This window comes from Acidovorax sp. LjRoot129, from assembly GCF_964253765.1.
In the GTDB taxonomy this organism is placed as follows: domain Bacteria; phylum Pseudomonadota; class Gammaproteobacteria; order Burkholderiales; family Burkholderiaceae_C; genus Acidovorax.
On sequence record NZ_CAXUSE020000001.1, the window covers coordinates 3098248 to 3116169 of the forward strand.

At 65.5% G+C, this 17922-nt stretch carries 17 protein-coding genes; 8 read left to right on the top strand and 9 right to left on the bottom strand.

The window, feature by feature from the left end; translation table 11 throughout:
- Window positions 1-51: 51 nt before the first annotated feature.
- Window positions 52-951, bottom strand: coding sequence for a class A beta-lactamase (bla, locus tag ACSQ3Q_RS14255; protein ID WP_436135015.1), 900 nt, complete (start codon window positions 949-951; stop codon window positions 52-54).
- A gap of 104 nt (window positions 952-1055) precedes the next feature.
- Here bla and ACSQ3Q_RS14260 point away from each other — a divergent pair, with 104 nt between their 5' ends.
- Window positions 1056-1961: a LysR family transcriptional regulator gene (locus ACSQ3Q_RS14260; RefSeq protein ID WP_436135016.1), complete on the top strand. Its 906-nt coding sequence runs from the start codon at window positions 1056-1058 to the stop codon at window positions 1959-1961.
- 389 nt (window positions 1962-2350) lie between these two features.
- Here the strand turns inward: ACSQ3Q_RS14260 and ACSQ3Q_RS14265 are convergent, their stop codons facing one another.
- The gene (locus ACSQ3Q_RS14265) at window positions 2351-3982 is read right to left on the bottom strand and encodes a GAF and HD-GYP domain-containing protein (RefSeq protein ID WP_436135017.1); all 1632 of its coding nucleotides are present in this window, start codon (window positions 3980-3982) and stop codon (window positions 2351-2353) included.
- Window positions 3983-4074: 92 nt separating this feature from the next.
- On the opposite strand from ACSQ3Q_RS14265, the gene trhO reads away from it, so the two are divergent.
- From trhO to ACSQ3Q_RS14280, 3 genes are all read left to right on the top strand, one after another.
- The gene (gene trhO, locus ACSQ3Q_RS14270; protein ID WP_436135018.1) at window positions 4075-5085 is read left to right on the top strand and encodes an oxygen-dependent tRNA uridine(34) hydroxylase TrhO; all 1011 of its coding nucleotides are present in this window, start codon (window positions 4075-4077) and stop codon (window positions 5083-5085) included.
- Window positions 5082-5747 (top strand): glutathione S-transferase, encoded by a 666-nt coding sequence (locus ACSQ3Q_RS14275; protein WP_436135019.1) that lies wholly within the window; start codon window positions 5082-5084, stop codon window positions 5745-5747. Before trhO ends, ACSQ3Q_RS14275 begins: the two co-directional genes overlap by 4 nt.
- A gap of 174 nt (window positions 5748-5921) precedes the next feature.
- A complete protein-coding gene (locus ACSQ3Q_RS14280; protein ID WP_436135020.1) occupies window positions 5922-6119 on the top strand; it encodes a hypothetical protein in 198 nt (65 codons plus the stop codon).
- 401 nt (window positions 6120-6520) lie between these two features.
- Here the strand turns inward: ACSQ3Q_RS14280 and ACSQ3Q_RS14285 are convergent, their stop codons facing one another.
- From ACSQ3Q_RS14285 to ACSQ3Q_RS14310, 6 genes are all read right to left on the bottom strand, one after another.
- Window positions 6521-7054, bottom strand: a complete 534-nt coding sequence (locus ACSQ3Q_RS14285) for a disulfide bond formation protein B (protein WP_436135021.1) — start codon at window positions 7052-7054, stop codon at window positions 6521-6523.
- 148 nt (window positions 7055-7202) lie between these two features.
- Window positions 7203-8327 carry a sulfate/molybdate ABC transporter ATP-binding protein gene (locus tag ACSQ3Q_RS14290; RefSeq protein WP_436135022.1) on the bottom strand — a complete coding sequence of 375 codons (1125 nt, stop codon included), beginning with the start codon at window positions 8325-8327 and terminating at the stop codon, window positions 7203-7205.
- Window positions 8328-8339: 12 nt separating this feature from the next.
- Window positions 8340-9254, bottom strand: coding sequence for a sulfate ABC transporter permease subunit CysW (gene cysW, locus ACSQ3Q_RS14295; RefSeq protein WP_436135023.1), 915 nt, complete (start codon window positions 9252-9254; stop codon window positions 8340-8342).
- On the bottom strand, window positions 9251-10144 hold the full coding sequence (cysT, locus tag ACSQ3Q_RS14300; protein WP_436135024.1) for a sulfate ABC transporter permease subunit CysT: 894 nt from the start codon (window positions 10142-10144) through the stop codon (window positions 9251-9253). The genes cysW and cysT overlap by 4 nt, the downstream gene beginning before the upstream one ends.
- Window positions 10145-10147: 3 nt before the next feature.
- Window positions 10148-11146, bottom strand: coding sequence for a sulfate ABC transporter substrate-binding protein (locus tag ACSQ3Q_RS14305; protein ID WP_436135025.1), 999 nt, complete (start codon window positions 11144-11146; stop codon window positions 10148-10150).
- 227 nt (window positions 11147-11373) lie between these two features.
- A complete protein-coding gene (locus ACSQ3Q_RS14310) occupies window positions 11374-11955 on the bottom strand; it encodes an RBBP9/YdeN family alpha/beta hydrolase (RefSeq protein ID WP_436135026.1) in 582 nt (193 codons plus the stop codon).
- Between the two features lie 269 nt (window positions 11956-12224).
- On the opposite strand from ACSQ3Q_RS14310, the gene ACSQ3Q_RS14315 reads away from it, so the two are divergent.
- The 4 genes from ACSQ3Q_RS14315 to ACSQ3Q_RS14330 all read left to right on the top strand — a co-directional run bounded on the left by ACSQ3Q_RS14315 (window position 12225) and on the right by ACSQ3Q_RS14330 (window position 16862).
- Window positions 12225-13895 (top strand): methyl-accepting chemotaxis protein, encoded by a 1671-nt coding sequence (locus tag ACSQ3Q_RS14315; protein WP_436135027.1) that lies wholly within the window; start codon window positions 12225-12227, stop codon window positions 13893-13895.
- A gap of 228 nt (window positions 13896-14123) precedes the next feature.
- Entirely contained in the window at window positions 14124-15038 is a 915-nt protein-coding gene (locus tag ACSQ3Q_RS14320) for a hypothetical protein (protein ID WP_436135028.1), read from the top strand.
- Window positions 15039-15162: 124 nt separating this feature from the next.
- On the top strand, window positions 15163-15702 hold the full coding sequence (locus tag ACSQ3Q_RS14325) for a sigma-70 family RNA polymerase sigma factor (protein WP_436135029.1): 540 nt from the start codon (window positions 15163-15165) through the stop codon (window positions 15700-15702).
- The gene (locus ACSQ3Q_RS14330) at window positions 15699-16862 is read left to right on the top strand and encodes an ankyrin repeat domain-containing protein (RefSeq protein ID WP_436135030.1); all 1164 of its coding nucleotides are present in this window, start codon (window positions 15699-15701) and stop codon (window positions 16860-16862) included. Before ACSQ3Q_RS14325 ends, ACSQ3Q_RS14330 begins: the two co-directional genes overlap by 4 nt.
- A 16-nt stretch (window positions 16863-16878) precedes the next feature.
- Here ACSQ3Q_RS14330 and ACSQ3Q_RS14335 read toward each other — a convergent pair whose 3' ends face one another.
- Entirely contained in the window at window positions 16879-17826 is a 948-nt protein-coding gene (locus tag ACSQ3Q_RS14335; RefSeq protein WP_436135031.1) for a LysR family transcriptional regulator, read from the bottom strand.
- Between the last annotated feature and the right edge of the window lie 96 nt (window positions 17827-17922).

Sequence of the window (17922 nt, forward strand, 5' to 3'; positions counted from 1 at the left end):
CCGCGCCAGTTTCATGGGGCGCGAGCAAAACCCAGCGCAGTGCCCCCCCCCCTACACAGTCACGGCCCACTGGGCCACCAGCGCGCCAATCTCCGCCATCGCGGCTTCGCGCTGCTCGGGTGGCGCCTCTCCACCGGTCAGGTAGCAGCTCACCACGACGGGTTTGCGCCCGGGCGGCCAGAACACGCCCGCATCATTACTGGTGCCGCGCGATGCGGTGCCGGTCTTCTCACCCGCCTTCCAGCCCTCGGGCAGGCGCGCGCGCAAGCGCTTGTCGCCCGTTTTGTTGGCCAGCAGCCAACCCTGAAGCTTCTCGCGCGAGGCCGGCGACAGCGCGTCGCCCAGCGCCAGCACCTGGATGCAGTGCACCATGGCCTGAGGCGTGGTGGTGTCGCGCGGGTCGCCGGGCTTGGCTTCGTTGAGCGCGGGCTCGTTGCGGTCCAGTCGGGTGATGCTGTCGCCCAGCGAGCGCACATAGGCCGTGAGCGCGGCCGGGCCGCCATTGCTGGCCAGCAGCAAGTTGGCGGCGGTGTTATCGCTCAGGGTCATGGTGCCCGCGCAAAGTTCTTCCACCGTGAGGCCGGCGCCGTCCGCATGCGGCTCGGTCACGGGTGAGTAAGTCACCAGATCCTTCTTGGCGTAGGTGATGCGGCGGTCCAGCTTGTCCTGGCCCTGGTCAACGCGGCGCAGGGTCTGCGCGGCGAGCAGAAGCTTGAAGGTACTGGCCATGGGAAAGCGCTCGCCACCCCGGTGCGCGATCTGCCGGCCGGTGTGCGTGTCCAGCACGGCCACACCGACGCGACCGCCCACGCTGGCTTCGATGCGGGCCAGGGCTTCCAGCCAGCCGGTGTCGGGCAGGGCAGCAGCCCCACTGTTTTTCTGCGGGCTAGCCTGGGCCATGGCGGCCAGAGGGATCAGGCCAAGGGCGGCCACGAAGTTGCGTCGAAACATGAATTACCTTTGAGGATGAACAGAATGGACGCAACGATACCGACCGAACAGCCAACGCACTATCGACAATAATCAACCCTAGACCCAAGAAAAACTAGGCCCTCATGCACTTGCCGCTCAATGCCCTGCGCGCCTTCGAGGCCTCGGCGCGCCACCTCAACCTCACGCGTGCGGCCGCAGAACTGCACGTGACGCAGACCGCCGTGAGCCAGCACATCCGCAAGCTCGAAGAGCGCCTGGGCAAGCCCTTGTTTCGCCGCCTGCCACGTGGGCTGGCGTTGACGGACGAGGGCCAGGCCCTGCTGCCGGTGGTGGTGGAATCCTTTGCCAACATCGCCCGCGCGCTGGAAAAACTGGGCGACACCCGCCCGCGCGAGGTGCTGACCGTGGGCGCGGTGGGCACCTTTGCCGTCGGCTGGCTGCTGCCGCGGCTGCGGGACTTTCAAGCCGCCTGCCCGTTTGTGGACCTGCGCCTGCTCACGCACAACAACCGCGTGGACATGGCCGGCGAAGGGCTGGACTACGCGATCCGCTTTGGCGACGGTGCCTGGCATGGCACACACGCCGAACGCATCATGGACGCGCCCTTGTCCGTGATGTGCGCCCCCGCACTGGCCCACGGCCTGCGCACCCCCGCGGACCTGGCGCGCCAGCCGCTCCTGCGCAGCTACCGCACCGACGAATGGGCCGCGTGGTTCGAGGCCGCCGGTGCGCCCTGCCCGGTGGTGCGCGGCGCCGTGTTCGACTCGTCGCTGACGCTGGCCGAAGCGGCCGCCCAGGGCGCAGGCATGGCACTGCTGCCGGTGAGCATGTTCACGCGCGAGCTGCAGCAGGGGCGGCTGGTCCAGCCCTTTGCGCAGCAGCTGCACCAAGGGGCGTACTGGCTCACCCGCCTGCAATCGCGCCCGGCCACGGGGGCGATGGCGGCGTTCAGCGACTGGTTGAAAGACCAGGGCGGCTCGGGCATGCCTAATTTCAAGATAAATCAGGCTTCAGCGCTTGATCAGTAAGCACTTATAGCTATTAATTTAATAGCACCTGAACCATAACACTGGCCCGATACGGTGGACCCCGAGAATTCGCCGCCGCAAAGCCACGGCGACCTTGCAAACGGCCTGCGCGCAGCTAAAGATTTCAACCCGCTGCAGTTGAGGACCAACAGGGGAGTGACGGAAGCATCGCCTCCGCCTCCAACATGGGCAGCGCTAGCGCGCCAAGAGGCCACCCCGCGTGGCTAGGAGCCTGCGCGGCAGAAGGACCATCGGCTGCAACGCGCGAGAAACCGGTCTCCTGCAGTGCTACCTACTGCTCCCAGGCGCCCACCCTGGGCTTGTCGGCAGCACCACACGATCCTCGGTTTTCGCGCGTTTCGCTTCGATGCCTTCTGCCGCGCAGGCTCCTAGGCGAATCCCAGCGCCGCCATGTCCACCGCATCCACCTGTTCCGCATCCAGGAACTCGTTGCCGTACCGCAGGTGCACGCCTTCGCGCACAAACACCTCGAACAGGTCCGGATCGATGTGCCCGTTGTCCCGCATGCGGCGCATGATGGCCAGCGCCTGCGACAAGGTCATGCCGCTCTTGTAGGGCCGGTCTGCCGCCGTCAGCGCTTCAAAGATGTCGGCGATGCCCATCATGCGGGCCTGCAGCGACATCTGTTCGCGCGTGAGGCCGCGCGGATAGCCCTTGCCGTCCATGCGCTCGTGGTGTCCGCCGGCGTACTCGGGCACGTTCTTCAGGTGGCGGGGCCAGGGCAGTGTCTCCAGCATCTTGATGGTGGCAACGATGTGGTAGTTGATGGTGTCGCGCTCGGCCTGGTTCAGGGTGCCGGCGCGGATGGTGAGGTTCTCGACCTCCTCGGCGGTCAGAAAGCTCGTCTGCACGCCTTGCGGATTGCGCCAGTGGCGCATGGCGCCGATGTCGCGCACACGTTGCTGGTCCTCGGGCCGCATGGATTCGGAGCCTGTGTTGCAGCCACGCAGAAATTCGCGGTCCTCTTCCAGCGCATGGATCTCGTGCTGCAGGGCTTGCAGCTCCTGCCCTTCGGCCCGTGCATCCACCACCGGCCGCAGGGCGAGCTGGCGGCGCAGCGCGGCCAGCTCGGCATCGCGCTTGAGCACCTCGAAGCGCGTGTCTACCAGGCCAATGCGGTCGTAGAGGGTCTGCAGCTTGGTGGCCTTGTCCACCACGTGCACAGGCGTGGTGATCTTTCCGCAGTCGTGCAGCAGGCCGGCCATCTTCAATTCATACCGGTCGCGGTCGGTCATGCTGAAGCCTGCCAGGGGGCCCTCGGTGGTGGCGTCCACGGCTTCGGCCAGCATCATGGTCAGCGCCGGCACGCGCTGGCAGTGGCCCCCGGTGTAGGGCGATTTTTCATCGATGGCCAGGTTGATGAGGTTCACGAACGATTCGAACAGCCGCTCGAGCTGGGTGATGAGCAGGCGGTTGGTGAGCGCAATCGCAGCCTGTGACGCGAGCGACTCGGCCAGGCTCTGGTCGGCCTCCGAAAACGTTGTGACCGCGCCCGTCGCCGGGTCGTGCGGGTTGATGAGCTGCAGGACGCCGATCAGTTCATGGTCGTGGTTCCGCATCGGCACGGTGAGGAAGGACTGCGAACGGTAGCCCGTGCGCGCATCGAAGGTGCGCGTGCCCGAGAAGTCGAAACCCTCGGCGCGGTAGGCGTCGGCGATGTTGACCGTGCGGTCGTGGATGGCGGCGTGCGCGGCCACCAGCGAGTCATTGGGCGTGCCATCGGGATGGCGCAGCGGCAGGTTCGGGAAATCAATCGGCTTGCCCGTAGTGCCACCGAGCCGGATGCCCAGCGAGTCCGTGCGCAGGATCTCGAACTTGAGCGCTGCGCCGTCCTCGGTCACGCTGTAAAGGGTGCCGCCATCGGCGCCGGTGATGGCCTTGGCGGCCTCCAGGATGTTCTCAAGCAGCCGGTCGATGTCCCGCTCGCGCGACAGCGCTGCACCGATGCCATTGAGCTGCTCCAGCCGGCGAAACAGGTTGACTGTGGATTCCTTGCCCATAAAACCACCTTGATGCAGCGTTGGCGACCGATGATCGTAACCAAAAGTGACCGCTATCATCGACCCTCTGTTCCTGCCTGTCCCGTCTTTTTGTGCACTCGGTCACGCCCTCCTTCCTCACCGCCGCCCTTTACCAGTTCGTGGACCTGCCGGACTTTGCAGAACTGCGCGAGCCCTTGCAGTCCCTGTGCGACGCCCGTGGCGTGCGCGGCATGCTGCTGCTGGCGCCTGAAGGCATCAACGGCACCATCGCGGGCGAACCCGAGGCCGTGCATGCCGTGCTGGCCTGGCTGCGCAGCGACGCGCGTTTTGCGGCCCTGCAGCACAAGGAGGCGCGCGCCGAACGCATGCCGTTCTATCGGATGCGGGTGCGGCTCAAGCGCGAGATCGTCACCCTGGGCGTGCCGGGCCTGAACCCCGCGCGCAACGCGGGCACCTACGTCAAGCCCGAGGACTGGAACGCCCTCATTGACGACCCGGGCGTAGTGGTGGTGGACACGCGCAATGACTACGAAGTGGGCATCGGCACCTTTGAGCGCGCGGTGAACCCGCACACCCAAAGCTTTGCCGAGTTTCCGGCCTGGGTCGCCGAGCAATCGCAGCCCGGCGGCGTGCTGGCCGGCAAGCCGCGCGTGGCGATGTTCTGCACCGGCGGCATTCGCTGCGAAAAATCCACCGCCCTCCTCAAATCGCAGGGCTTCGAAGAGGTCTTCCATCTTGAAGGCGGCATCCTCAAATACCTGGAAACCGTGCCCGAGGAAGCCAGCCGCTGGCACGGCGACTGCTTCGTGTTCGACGAACGCGTGTCGGTGGGCCACGGCCTCGTGCGCGGCCACCACCAGCTGTGCCGCTCTTGCCGTATGCCGCTGGGCGAGGCCGAGCTTGCTTCGCCACACTATGTGCGGGGCGTGAGCTGCCCTTATTGCCACGGCACACGCACACCTGAGCAGGAACGCGCGCTGGCGGAGCGGCAACGCCAGATGGACCTGGCCACCCAGCGCGGCGAGGAACACATCGGTGCAAAGCAACCTGGCCGGCCAGTGCGCCCTCCCGCCGAGGACGACCGTGGCGGAGGTGGAGGCGGCGGGGACGGGCCGGCATGAGCGCCCTACCCATCCTCTATTCCTTTCGCCGCTGCCCCTACGCGATGCGCGCCCGGTTGGCCCTGGCGGTCAGCGGCCAGGTGTGCGAGTTGCGTGAGGTCGTGCTGAGGAACAAGCCACAAGGCTTGCTGCGGGCCTCGCCCAAGGCCACCGTGCCCGTGCTGGTGTTGCCGGATGGGCAGGTGCTGGAGCAAAGCCTGGACATCATGCTGTGGGCATTGGGCAGACACGACCCCGCCGGCTGGCTGACCCCCAGCGATGGCGATGTAGAGACCATGCTGGCGCTGATTGCCGAATGCGACGGTCCTTTCAAGCAGGCACTGGACCGCAGCAAATACCCGGACCGCTACCCCGAAGCTGACGCAGCTCTGGCCCGCACACAGGCCGCGAAATGGCTGCAAGGTCTGGAGGCGCGGCTGACGCGTTCGCCCTTCCTTTTTGGCGGGAACCCGGCGCTGGCAGATATGGCCACCGCACCCTTTGTTCGGCAGTTTGCAGCCATCGACGCCCTATGGTGGGATACCCAACCCTGGCCACATCTGCAAAACTGGCTGGCACAGTGGCAAGCCAGCAGCCTGTTCGAGAGCGTGATGCGCAAGCTGCCGGCGTGGGTGGATGGGGCAGAGGGAGTGCTTTTCCCCTTTCCGGCAGATGGCGGCTAACTGGACGGAGACGCACGGCGGCAACGCGCGCTGCACGGGCCGCCGCTGCCCGCCAGCGTGACCGCGAGGGCGAAGGCGAAAGCGAAAGCGACACTGCACGGCAACGTCCCGTTGTCCTACCCAGGTCACTGTGTTCCCGGTCAACCATGCGTGCTCACCACTGAAAGCACAAAGATGACCGACCCCCGCAACATTGCGCACGACAAAAAAGTTCAGCAAGCCAAGAAGCACAACAACGAGGAGATCGCTCCCGGTGCCGACAAGACACCCCAGCCGGGGAAGAAAACCCCGATGGAGCACCATGCCTCTGACACCCCAAAGATCCCGGACGAGGCCGCCCCCGTGCCCTCTGAAGAGAAGCCTTTGAACTGAAGGCTCGGGGCGGCTTAGAACCTGTTCACGATCTCGCAGGGGTCGCGTTGGAGCGCAATCGGGATGAGTGGATGCTTCGGGTGCGCCGCATGGGCTCATGCCCATGCAAGCAGCCGGGGCGTCCAACCGCCCGATTTCGCTCCAACCCTTCGGGCAGTGGTCTTTGCGGGCGGTCTGCGGCGTTGCGGCGCTTGGGGATAGCCGAGCTATCCACTGCGCACCGCGCCTTGAATCCCACCCGCCAAGACCGCTGCGCGACCCCTGGGAGATCGTGAACAGGTTCTTAGACCACGCGGGTCGGGGCCCCATTTAGAAATGCAAAAGGCGCTCCACGGAGCGCCTTTTGTATGTTCGATCAAAAGTGAGGGGCATCAAGAAGCCACTGCACCGATGGCGCCCATCTAGGCCATCGAATACCCCGAGCCACCCCGGCTGCCACCCTTCTTCAAGGCGCCCACCAGCAGCACCAGCAGCACGAGGCCAAACCCCACAAAACAGATAAACGACCAATTGGCAATCGAGCCGCCCAGGAAGGTCCAGTCAATGGCAGCGCAGTCGCCCGAACCGCGGAAGATCATGGGTATCGCACGGCTGATGGGGTAGTTTTCGATCATTCCGTAGAAGTCGCGGCCGCAGGTGGCGACTTCGGGCGGATACCACTGCAGCCAGCTCTGGCGGGCTGCGACAAAAGCGCCGAAGCCTGCGGCTACCAGGGCCAGCACACCCCAGGTCATCCACCAGCCTTTTTGGGCCCTGGCGCTTGCCAGGCCTGTAAAGATTGCTACAGCAATGAGAGCGTAGCGCTGCACGATGCACATGGGGCAAGGCTCCAGGCCCACCACATGCTGCAGGTACATGCCAAACGCCAGCATCGCCACACAAGCCACGCTGATTAATGCCAGCACGCGGCGCGGAGCCGCAGTCAACCAATTCATTATTTATCCCTCATCCAATAGCTATTGCAGGGCACTGCCCACGCAACCGGCATCGCCCGACGCCAGTGCCCCCGTGGATCTGGCTCCGCCAGTCCACCGGGGTGCGTCCCCCCTCAGGGGGGAAGACGCGAAGCGGCTCAGGGGGGAGTCAAATCCCAGCGGCGTGGTCCAGAAAAACGCGGGCGCGGCGTGGTGTCACCACCAGCGTTTCGCCCTCCTTGAAACCCATCTCCTTGAACTGCTGCGCAGGGATCTGCGCTTCGATCAAGTGGTCCGGGGACGCATTGTCCGCTGGTTTGTGGTCGTCAGAAGGAATAAGTTCCAGCCGTGCAATCGGGCCCACAACGATGGCCCGGCTCAGTTGCGCGACGATGCCGCGCGGGCGTCCTTCGGCATCCAGGCCCGCACCCGGCGAGTAGCGCTGCACATCCAGGTCGTGTGGGCGCACATAGGCAAACGCCTTGGTGTCCTGCGTCGTGGCGTGCTCGGGCGAGTCGATCTGCATACCCTCCAGATGCACCAGGCCTTCATGGGCACGGCCGTGGAACAGGTTCACGTCGCCCAAAAAGCCATAGACGAACGGGCTCGCAGGATGGTCCCACACCTGCTGGGGCGAACCGCTTTGCTCGATGCGGCCCTGGTTGATCACCACCACGCGGTCGGCCACTTCGAGTGCTTCTTCCTGGTCGTGGGTCACAAAGATGCTGGTCACGTGCAGTTCGTCGTGCAGGCGGCGCAGCCAGCGGCGCAGTTCCTTGCGCACCTTGGCATCCAGCGCCCCAAACGGCTCATCCAGCAGCAGCACCTTGGGCTCTACCGCCAGCGCACGGGCCAGGGCAATGCGTTGGCGCTGGCCGCCCGACAGCTGCGAGGGGTAGCGGTCGGCCAGCCAGTCGAGCTGCACGAGCTTGAGCAGATCGGTCACCTTCTGCTTGATCTGTGCCTCGCTCGGGCGTTCGCTGCGCGGCTTGACGCGCAGGCCGAAGGCCACGTTCTCGAACACCGTCATGTGGCGAAACAGCGCGTAGTGCTGGAACACGAAGCCCACATTGCGCTCGCGCACGTGCACATCGGTGGTGTCTTCGCCGCTGAAATGGATCGTACCCACATCGGCCGTCTCCAGGCCCGCGATGATGCGCAAGAGCGTGGTCTTGCCGCAGCCCGAGGGGCCGAGCAGCGCGATGAGTTCGCCGGACGCGATGTCCAGGCTGACGTCGCGCAGCGCCTGGAAGTCGCCGAATTGCTTGCTGACGTTACGGATTTCAATGCTCATGTTCTTCTTCCTTCAGCGCGCTGCAATGACTACAGCCGGCGCGGGCCGCTCTGGGGGCAATGTGGCAGCCGCCTTCAGCGCCTGCTCGTTGCGGTGTTCGGCAATGGTCTTGATAACGAGCGTGACCAGGGCCAGCAAGGCCAGCAGCGAAGCCGCCGCAAACGCAGCCACTGACTGGTACTCGTTGTAGAGAATTTCGACGTGCAGCGGGATGGTGTTGGTCTGCCCGCGGATGTGGCCCGACACCACCGACACCGCGCCAAACTCTCCCATGGCCCGTGCGTTGCACAGGATCACGCCATACAGCAGGCCCCACTTGATGTTGGGCAGCGTCACGTACCAAAAGGTCTGCCAGCCGGTGGCGCCCAGCACGATGGCGGCCTGCTCCTCGTCGTTGCCCTGCGCCTGCATCAGCGGGATCAGTTCGCGTGCGATGAAGGGAAAGGTCACAAAGATCGTGGCCAGCACGATGCCCGGCACGGCAAAGATGATCTTGATGTCATGCGCCTGCAGCCAAGGGCCAAACCAGCCCTGCGCGCCGAACATCAGCACATAGATCAGGCCCGCCACCACGGGCGATACCGAGAACGGCAGGTCCACGAGCGTCGTCAGGAACGCCTTGCCCTTGAACTCATATTTGGCGATGCACCAGGCCGCTGCCACACCAAACACGAGGTTCAGCGGCACGGCGATGAGCGCAGTGATCAGCGTGAGCTTGATGGCCGACCAGGCATCGGGTTCACGCAGGCCTTCGAGGTACGCGCCAAAGCCCTTGCGCAGCGCCTCGGCAAACACGGCGGCCAGCGGCAACACCAGGAACAGCAGCATGAAAGCCAGTGCGATGGCGATCAGCGTGTAGCGCACCCAGGGCGCCTCGGTGGTGCCCGCTTGTGCGCGGCGGATGGTTCGGGAGTTGCTGCCGCTCATGCTGGAGCCCCCGCGTGGCGCCGCTGCCAGGCCTGCAGCGCGTTGATGATGAGCAGCAAGATGAAGGAGATGACCAGCATCACCACCGCCACCGCGGTAGCACCTGCGTAGTCGTACTGCTCCAGCTTGCCGATGATGATCAGCGGCGTGATTTCAGACACCATGGGCATGTTGCCGGCGATGAAGATGACCGAGCCGTACTCCCCCACGGCCCGCGCAAAGGCCATGGCAAAGCCGGTGAGCAGCGCGGGGGTGATGGAGGGCAGGATGACCTTGGTGAAGGTCTGCAAGCGTGTGGCGCCCAGGCAGGTGGCGGCTTCTTCCAGCTCTTTTTCAGCGTCTTCGAGCACGGGCTGCACCGTGCGCACCACAAATGGCAGGCCGATGAAGATGAGCGCGATCACGATGCCCGCGGGCTTGAACGCAAGCTGGATGCCCATGGGCTCCAGGATCTGCCCGACCCAGCCATTGCCCGCGAGCAACGCGGTCAGCGAGATGCCGGCCACGGCGGTGGGCAGCGCAAACGGCAGGTCCACCAGCGCATCGACGATCTTCTTGCCCGGAAACTTGTAGCGCACCAGCACCCAGGCAATCAGCAGGCCAAACACCAGGTTGACCAACGCTGCGAGGAACGATGCGCCAAACGTGAGGCGGTACGAGGCCATCACGCGCGGCGCGCTGATGGCCGCCCAGAATTGCTCCCAGGTCAGCGTGAAAGTCTTGAAGATCAGTGCCGACAGCGGGATCAGCACGATGATGCTCAGATAAAAGAGCGTGTAGCCCAGCGTCAGCCCAAAGCCGGGCAGAACCCGCTTGGGCGCGCGGCGCCCGGCCTGCGCGGGGGCTGCCAAAGCAGCGCCCCGTGCGGCCACAGAAGTGGCAGCGGTCATGGCTTACTTGGCGCTGTACAGCTTGTCGAACTGGCCACCGTCGTTGAAGTGCACCTTCTGCGCTTCGGTCAGCGAGCCGAAATACTTGGCCACGGTGAATTGCTTGAGCGGCTTGAACGTGTCGGCGTACTTCTTGAGCACGGCTTCCGAGCGGGGGCGGATGGCGTGCTTGGCAGCAATTTCCTGCGCCTCTTCAGAGTACAGGTAGTCAAGGTAAGCCTTGGCCAGTTGGGCTGTGCCCTTCTTGGCCACGGTGCGCTCGACCACGGCCACGGGGTTCTCCGCCACCACGCTCACCGACGGGTAGATCGCATCGACCTTGCCGGAGCCGAACTCGCGGTCGATCGAGACCACTTCGGATTCGAACGTGATCAGCACGTCGCCCTGGTTGCGCTGCAGGAAGGTCGCGGTGGCGTCACGCCCGCCCTTGGCCAGGATCGGCACGTTTTTGTACAGCTTGCCCACAAACTCCGCGGCCTGGGCTTCGGTGCCACCCTTTTCACGCACGGCGCCCCAGGCCGCCAAATAGGCATAACGGCCATTGCCGCCGGTCTTGGGGTTCACCACAATCACCTGCACGCCCGGCTTGATGAGGTCTTCCCAATCCTTGATGCCCTTGGGATTGCCATTGCGCACCAGGAACAACATGGTCGAGGTGGTGGGCGATGCGTCGTTGGGGAATTTCTTGGCCCAGTCCTTGGCGACCACGCCGCTGTCGGCCAGGAACTGCACGTCGGTGGTCGTGTTCATGGTCACCACATCGGCCGCGAGGCCATCGTTCACCGCGCGCGCCTGGGCGCTGGAGCCGGCGTGCGACTGGTCGATCTTTACGTCCTGGCCGGTGGTCTTCTTGTAGTGCGCGGAAAAGGCGGCGTTGTAGTCCTTGTAGAACTCGCGCGCCACGTCGTAAGACACGTTGAGCAGCGAGTTCTGGGCGGCAGCCATGCCGCTGGCGGCCAGGGCCAGGGAGGCCAGGAGGGTCTTGAGTTTGAAGGAGGTCATGGTCGCTGCGCCCGAGGGTCTGTGCTGGAGATACGCGATTGTGCGGAGGCGCGCTTAAAACTCAAAAGAATATATTCTTGTTAAATAATCAACTATTGGCATATGGAGCCTGTTCGAGACGACGAGCTTGGTGACCTTTGAACAGCCACCGCCAGGGCGAATAATCAAGCCAAAATGGGCCCTAGCGCTTAATAGATAAGCGCCGGTAGCTATCAATATAGTAGCAACTACAGCGCTGCGGACGAAACGGCCGGACGGACCGCCGCCTGCGCATGGCCGCCGTGCTCCCCCTCCAGAGACTGCAGCAACGCCCAGCCCAGTGGCCATTCCCCATGGCCCGACTCGACGTTGATGTGGCCTGCGTTCTGCATGCGGACAAACTCGCTGCCCCAGGCACGGGCATACGCGCCGGCCAGTCGGATGGGGCAAAACGGGTCATTGCTGCTGGCCACCACGATGCTGCGGTACGGCAGCGCCGCATAGGGCACCGGGGCAAAGTCGCTGAGGATGGCGCGGCGCTCTGGGTCGGCCGGCGCCACCAGCAGTGCGCCGCACACCCGGGCGGCAGCTTCGGGGCCGATATGGCTGGTGGCAATGCAGCCCAGGCTGTGCGCCACGATCACGACTGGGTGGGGCGCGGCGAGCACGGTTTTCTCAAGTTGGCTGACCCACGCGGAGCGGGTGGGCGTGATCCAGTCGTCCTGCACCACGCGGATGGCGTGCGCAAGCCGCTCAGCCCACAGGCTCTGCCAGTGGCCGGGACCCGAGTCGCGCCAGCCAGGGACGATGATGATGGAGGTGGTGGTCACAGGGGGCCATTCTGAGAGCCCCTCTTTAAAACCCAAACGAATTAATTCTTGTAATTTAATCGCCAAATGATCTAACGGACACCACCTGATGCGACGTGCCCAAAGTTCTTAACTATCGTGACGATAATTTATACCAACCGGTATACATAAATACCGATGCGTATACTGCAACCAACTGTAAACGAAGCTTGAAGGCCAGCGGGCACTCCGCGAGCGCAATCGACTTGGTTCGCATTTTTTGGTTCAGCTATCTCACAAGGCACATGCAAATGCACACCTGGAAAATCAGCCACCGCCTGATGGCGGGATTCGGTCTCGTTATCGTGGCCTTGATGGGCATGTCGATCTACAGCGTATTGATTGCGCGCGGCATCGACAGCGCCCTGACAGCCAACGCCTCGCAAAACGCGGTCATCCAGCGGGCGGCCATCAACTTCCGCGGCTCTGCGCACGACCGGTCGATTGCCGTGCGGGATGTGGTGCTCGCCCCGAGTGAGGACGCACGCAAGAAGGAAATCGAGTCCATTGCACTGTTGGCCGATTTCTACGCCAAGTCCGCAGCGCAGCTGGACGCGGTGCTGCAAGCCGGCACCGCCGTGCCACCCGAAGTGGGGCCTATGGTGCAGGCACTCAAAGACATCGAGTCGCGCACGGTGGCAACCACCAGCAAGGTCGTCGCATTGATACAGGCCGGCGACCGGCCCGCCGCAGAAGCCCTGCTGTGGTCGCAGGCCAAGCCCCAGTACGAGCAGTGGCTGGCGGGCGCCAATGCGCTCATTGACTACGAAGAGGCCCGCATCATCAAGAACAGCCAGATGGCCAACCAGGACGCCAGCCAGTTCACGGGGGTGATGCTTGCCATTACGCTGCTGGCGGTCCTGATCAGCGTGGGTGCCACGGCCGCCGTGTCCCGCAGCATCAGCCGCGAGCTGGGCGCGGAGCCCAGCGAGGTCCGCGCCGTGGTGCAGGCCATGCAACGCGGCGACCTGACCGCCGCTGTGCACGTCAGGGAGGGTGACACCGGCAGCGTGATGGTGGCTGTCAGGGACATGCAGCAGCGCTTTCATGAACTGGTTTCCGCCGTGCGGGACAACATTGCGCAACTGCGCGCCACCAGTGACGACATCAGCAGCGGCAACCAGAACCTGGGCAGCCGTACCGAACAGGCCGCCGGCAGTCTGGAGCAAACAGCGGCCAGCATGGAAGAGCTGACTGCCACCGTGCGCCAGAGCGCCGACTCGGCCCGCCAGGCCAACCAGCTGGCCACCACCGCAGCGGGCACCGCAGCCAAGGGCGGCGAGGTGATGCAGCAGGTAGTCAGCACCATGCAGGACATCCACCACAGCAGCCAAAAGATCGCCGACATCATTGGCGTGATCGATGGCATTGCGTTCCAGACCAACATCCTGGCGCTGAACGCAGCAGTGGAAGCGGCCCGTGCTGGCGAACAAGGGCGGGGCTTTGCGGTGGTGGCCACCGAGGTGCGCAGCCTCGCGCAACGCAGCGCGGCAGCCGCCAAGGAGATCAAGTCCCTGATCCAGTCCAGCGTCGAAAAGGTGGGCTCGGGCACCCAGCTGGTGGCCAACGCGGGCGCAACCATGAACGAGATCGTGCAAGGCGTGCAGCGTGTGAACGGCATCATCAGCGAGATCAGCACCGCCGCTGCGGAGCAGAGCGACGGCATCTCGCAGGTCAACATCGCCGTGACGCAGTTGGACCAGATGACGCAGCAAAACGGCGCACTGGTGGGAGAAAGCACCATGGCCGCAGAGAACCTGCGCGAACAGGCGCAACGTCTGGCTGATCTGGTGGCGCTTTTCCACGTGGCTGGGGGATCCGCCAGCCAGGGCACTGCGGCAGACCGCGCCACTGCGCGCACCTCGCAGGGCCATCGCAAAATTGGCCTGCCCTTGCCGGGGATGCGCCAGCTGGCGCACTGAGATCGGGGGCGAGGCACTGGGCGACCGCAGCCGCGCGGAAATCCGGAACATGCGGAGAGGAAAGCGTCTCGCGCATGTCCGCTCTTCGCGCGGCGCGCCGGCCTGACCACTGCGGCACCTGCTCGCCACGCACTTCCCAGATTTTTTTTTGGATTTTTTGCGCGCGCTCAACCCCATTGCCCCGCCCCGTTCGTTTCACTCAGCACCAACAACTTTGATGGAGCTGCCATGAAACCCGGTTCATTCCCCCTCCCCGCGATCACCCACGCCGCACTCGCCGCCATGACCGCACTGCTGGCGCTGACCAGTCTGCCCGCCCAGGCCGTTGGGCGCCTGGCCGACATCACCATCGTGGACCGCGACACCGGAGCCACGCTGCCGGTGCACTACGCCAAGGGGGAATACTGGGTGGCTGGCCGCCCCGGTTCGCGCTACGCCGTCACAGTGCACAACCGCATCGGAGAGCGGGTTTTGGCTGTGCCATCGGTAGACGGCGTCAACGTGCTCAGCGGCGAAACCGCGGCCTGGGGCCAGACGGGCTATGTGTTCTCGCCGCACGAGCGCTACCAGATCACCGGCTGGCGCAAGAGCAACAGCGAGGTCGCGGCGTTTGAGTTCTCCAGTCTGGCCAACTCCTATGCCAGCCGCACCGGCCGGCCCGCCCACGTGGGCGTGATCGGGGTGGCGCTGTTTCGCGAACGTCAGCCGCTGCCCTTGCCATCCGTCGCGCCGGAGCCCTATCGCCAACGGCGCGAACTCCGCGAAAGCGCAGATCGCCTGTCCGACACGCCGGCACCCGCCCTGCCCGCGCCAGCTCCAGCATCGCCCGCCGCGGCCGCACCTGCACCAGCCTCCGAGGCAGAGTCGTCGATCGCCGCGCAAGCAGCCGGCAACGTGGCGAAGGCGGCCCCAGCGGCTGCCGCCCGGCTGGGCACCGCGCATGGCCAGCGCGAGACCTCCGTCGTCTCGCACACCAGCTTCACGCGCCTGCAGGAACGGCCCAACGAAGTGATCACCATCCGCTACGACAGCCGCGAGAACCTGGTCGCTGCCGGCGTGATCCGCGAACACCCCGTGCGCCAGCCGACACCCCGCGCTTTTCCGCAATCGGACAACCCGTCGTATGTGCCGGACCCTTCCTAGGGTTCCGGACGGCGCCGAACGCACCGGTCTGCGCTGCACCTGCCATTGAATGGGCGCCTCGCATAATGCGCGGGTGCCAACCGCCCCATCACCCGATGAACCCGTCGAAGCAGATGAGACGCTGATGCAGCGTTTCGCAGCGGGTGACATGGGCGCCTTTGACACGCTGTACGGCCGGCACGAGCTGGCGGTATGGCGGTTTGTCTATCGCAGCGTCAAGGTCCAGGCGGTGGCCGACGACCTGCTGCAGGATGTCTGGTTTGCTGTGGCACGCAACGCGGGCGGCTATCAGGCCACCGCCAAGTTCCGCACCTGGTTGTTCACGCTGGCGCGCAACCGGCTGGTGGACCATATCCGCACCGCGAAACCCCACGCCAGCCTGGACGCGAACGGGGACGATGAACGCAGCCTGGCGGACACGTTGGCCGCCGACTCGGGCTTTGGGCCGGTGCGGCAGTTGCAGTCCCGCGAGCAGGCGGCCGCCCTGATCGCCGCGGTGGAGCAGCTGCCGTTCGATCAGAGAGAAGCCTTCTTGCTGCAGGCCGAAGGCGACCTCAGCGTGCAGGAGATCGCCCAGGCCACAGGCGTGAATTTTGAGACTGCCAAGAGCCGCCTGCGCTATGCGCGGGCCAGCCTTCGACAGCATCTGAAGGAGTTTGCATGAGTGCGCCGGACGACGAGCTGACCCAGCGGTACCGCGAAGCCAGCGCACAGGAGGATGCCCGCCCCGGCGCGCATGTGCGCGATGCCGTGCGTGCACACGCTCAGATGCTGGCTGCTGCAGGTGCTGCCGCTGCCGCGCCCGCTGCGCCGGCCCCGAACCATGCCGCTGCCAATCAGTCGCGTTGGAAAATCTCAGCACTGGCCACCGTCGCCGTGGTGGGACTGACCGGCTTGCTGATGCTCCAGTTTGAACGTGGCTCCCCGGAAGAACAAGAAATCGCCTACGGCCAGCGAAGGGCCGAGGCGCCAGCCCCTGCCGCACTGCCCGAGCCCTCAGCTTTGCCTTCGCCCGATCCAGTCACGCAGGCCGCACCTGCCGCAGAGTCGAGCCCGGCAGCCGCTGCACCCCCTGCGGCATCGCCACGCATAGCCCGCGAACCGGCGAACCGTACGGCGCCCATCGCGGCGCAAGAATCTTCTCCACCCAGGGCGGCCGCCGCGAAACAAGGGGCAGCACCGACTGAACCGCCGGTACCCGCCAAGCCAGATGCAGAGACCGCCCCGGCCTCCAGCGGAGTCCGGGCCACCGCTGCCGCCGCGTCGCCGCCCGCGACTGCCGACCAGTCGTCCGCAACCCGGCCTCCACCTTCGCCGGCCCCTGCAGCCCCACGCGCTGAAATGCGCGAACGCGCCGCGGTGCAAAGCGCCGAAGTTGCGCCACAAGCGCCAGCGCCGGCTGCGGCTGCAACGGGCAACACCGGCCGCCCTACCCCATCAACCGCAAGTGCACCTCCCCAGCCAAGTGCACGCCACCTCCCCGCAAGCAACGCCGCCAGCGGCAACGTTGCCGAGCGTGCCGCCAGTGCTGACGCCGGCCCCAGCGGCGTGTTGTCGCGCGCGCTGCGCGAAGCGGCCAGTGCAGGCGACGCCGTTCAAGCCGAAAGCCTCATCCGCCAAGGGGCCCGAATCGATGCTGCGGACAGCGCAGGCAAGACCGCATTGATGCTCGCGGCCGTGCAAGGCCACACGGCCACGGTAGAGAAACTCCTGGCGTTGGGAGCCCACCGCACCCTGGTAGACCGCGAAGGTCTGAACGCAGCGCAACAGGCAAGACGCGCAGGCTACGCGCGCATCGCAGACCTGATCGACGGCGCTTCTTGACCCCGGACGAGGCCTTTCAGATGTCGGCGCCGTCTACCCCTTCCAGCGCTTGGCGCGTGATCAGGCTGCTGCGGCCGGGCATGGCTTCGCCCAGGTAGTCCAGAAATCGGCGCACTGCCGGCGAGAGGCCGCGGCGCGACGGAAACACGGCGTGCACGATGGCAGGCAGCGGCGCCCAGTCGGGCAGCACCCGCACCAGGCGGCGCGCGCGGATTTCCTCGTGGCACATGTAGTCCGGCATCCAGCAGATGCCCGTGCCCGCCATCGCTGCGATCTTGAGCGTGAGCAGGTCGTCGGCCACATAGCGGGGGGTGTAGTGCACCACTTGGTGAACGCCGCCAGGGCCAATCAGATTCCAGCTCGAGCGGCCGTCTGGCGCCGACATGGCGATGCTGTCGAGCCGGGCCAGGTCGTCCAGCGTCTCGGGGGTGCCCTGGCGAATGAGCTGCTCGGGGCTGGCCACCAGGATCTGCGTGGCGTGGTCGAGCCGCTTGACCACCATGCTGCCGCTGTCCTCCACCGAAGGCCGCACCCGCAGGGCGACGTCGATGCCCTCTTCCACCAGGTTCACCGCCCGGTTGCTCACCATCATCTCCACACGCACCTCGGGATACGTCGCAAGGAACCGGGGCATCAGCTCAGCCAGCACGGTCTGCGCCAGGGTCACCGGGCAGCTCACGCGGATGGTGCCGCGCGGTGCGGTCTGCACCTGGGCCACGGTGTCTGCCGCAGCCTGGGCCGACTCGCGCATGGCCTGGCAGTGGCGCAGATAGGCTTCGCCCACTTCAGTCAGCGAAAGCTTGCGGGTGGTGCGCTGCAGAAGGCGCACGCCCAGGTGCGTTTCCAGATCCGACACGCGCCGCGACAGGCGGGACTTGGGGATGCCCAGCGCGCGGCCCGCAGCGGCAAAGCCACCCCGCTCCACCACTTCGGCGAAATACAGCATGTCGTTGAGGTCTTGCATGGTGAGAGCGAGTGATGCAAATGGAGGGTCTGACGCAAGGCGGGAAGGCCCAACCACGTTGTTGCGAAGCGCTGAGTTGTAGATCCCGAGGCACCT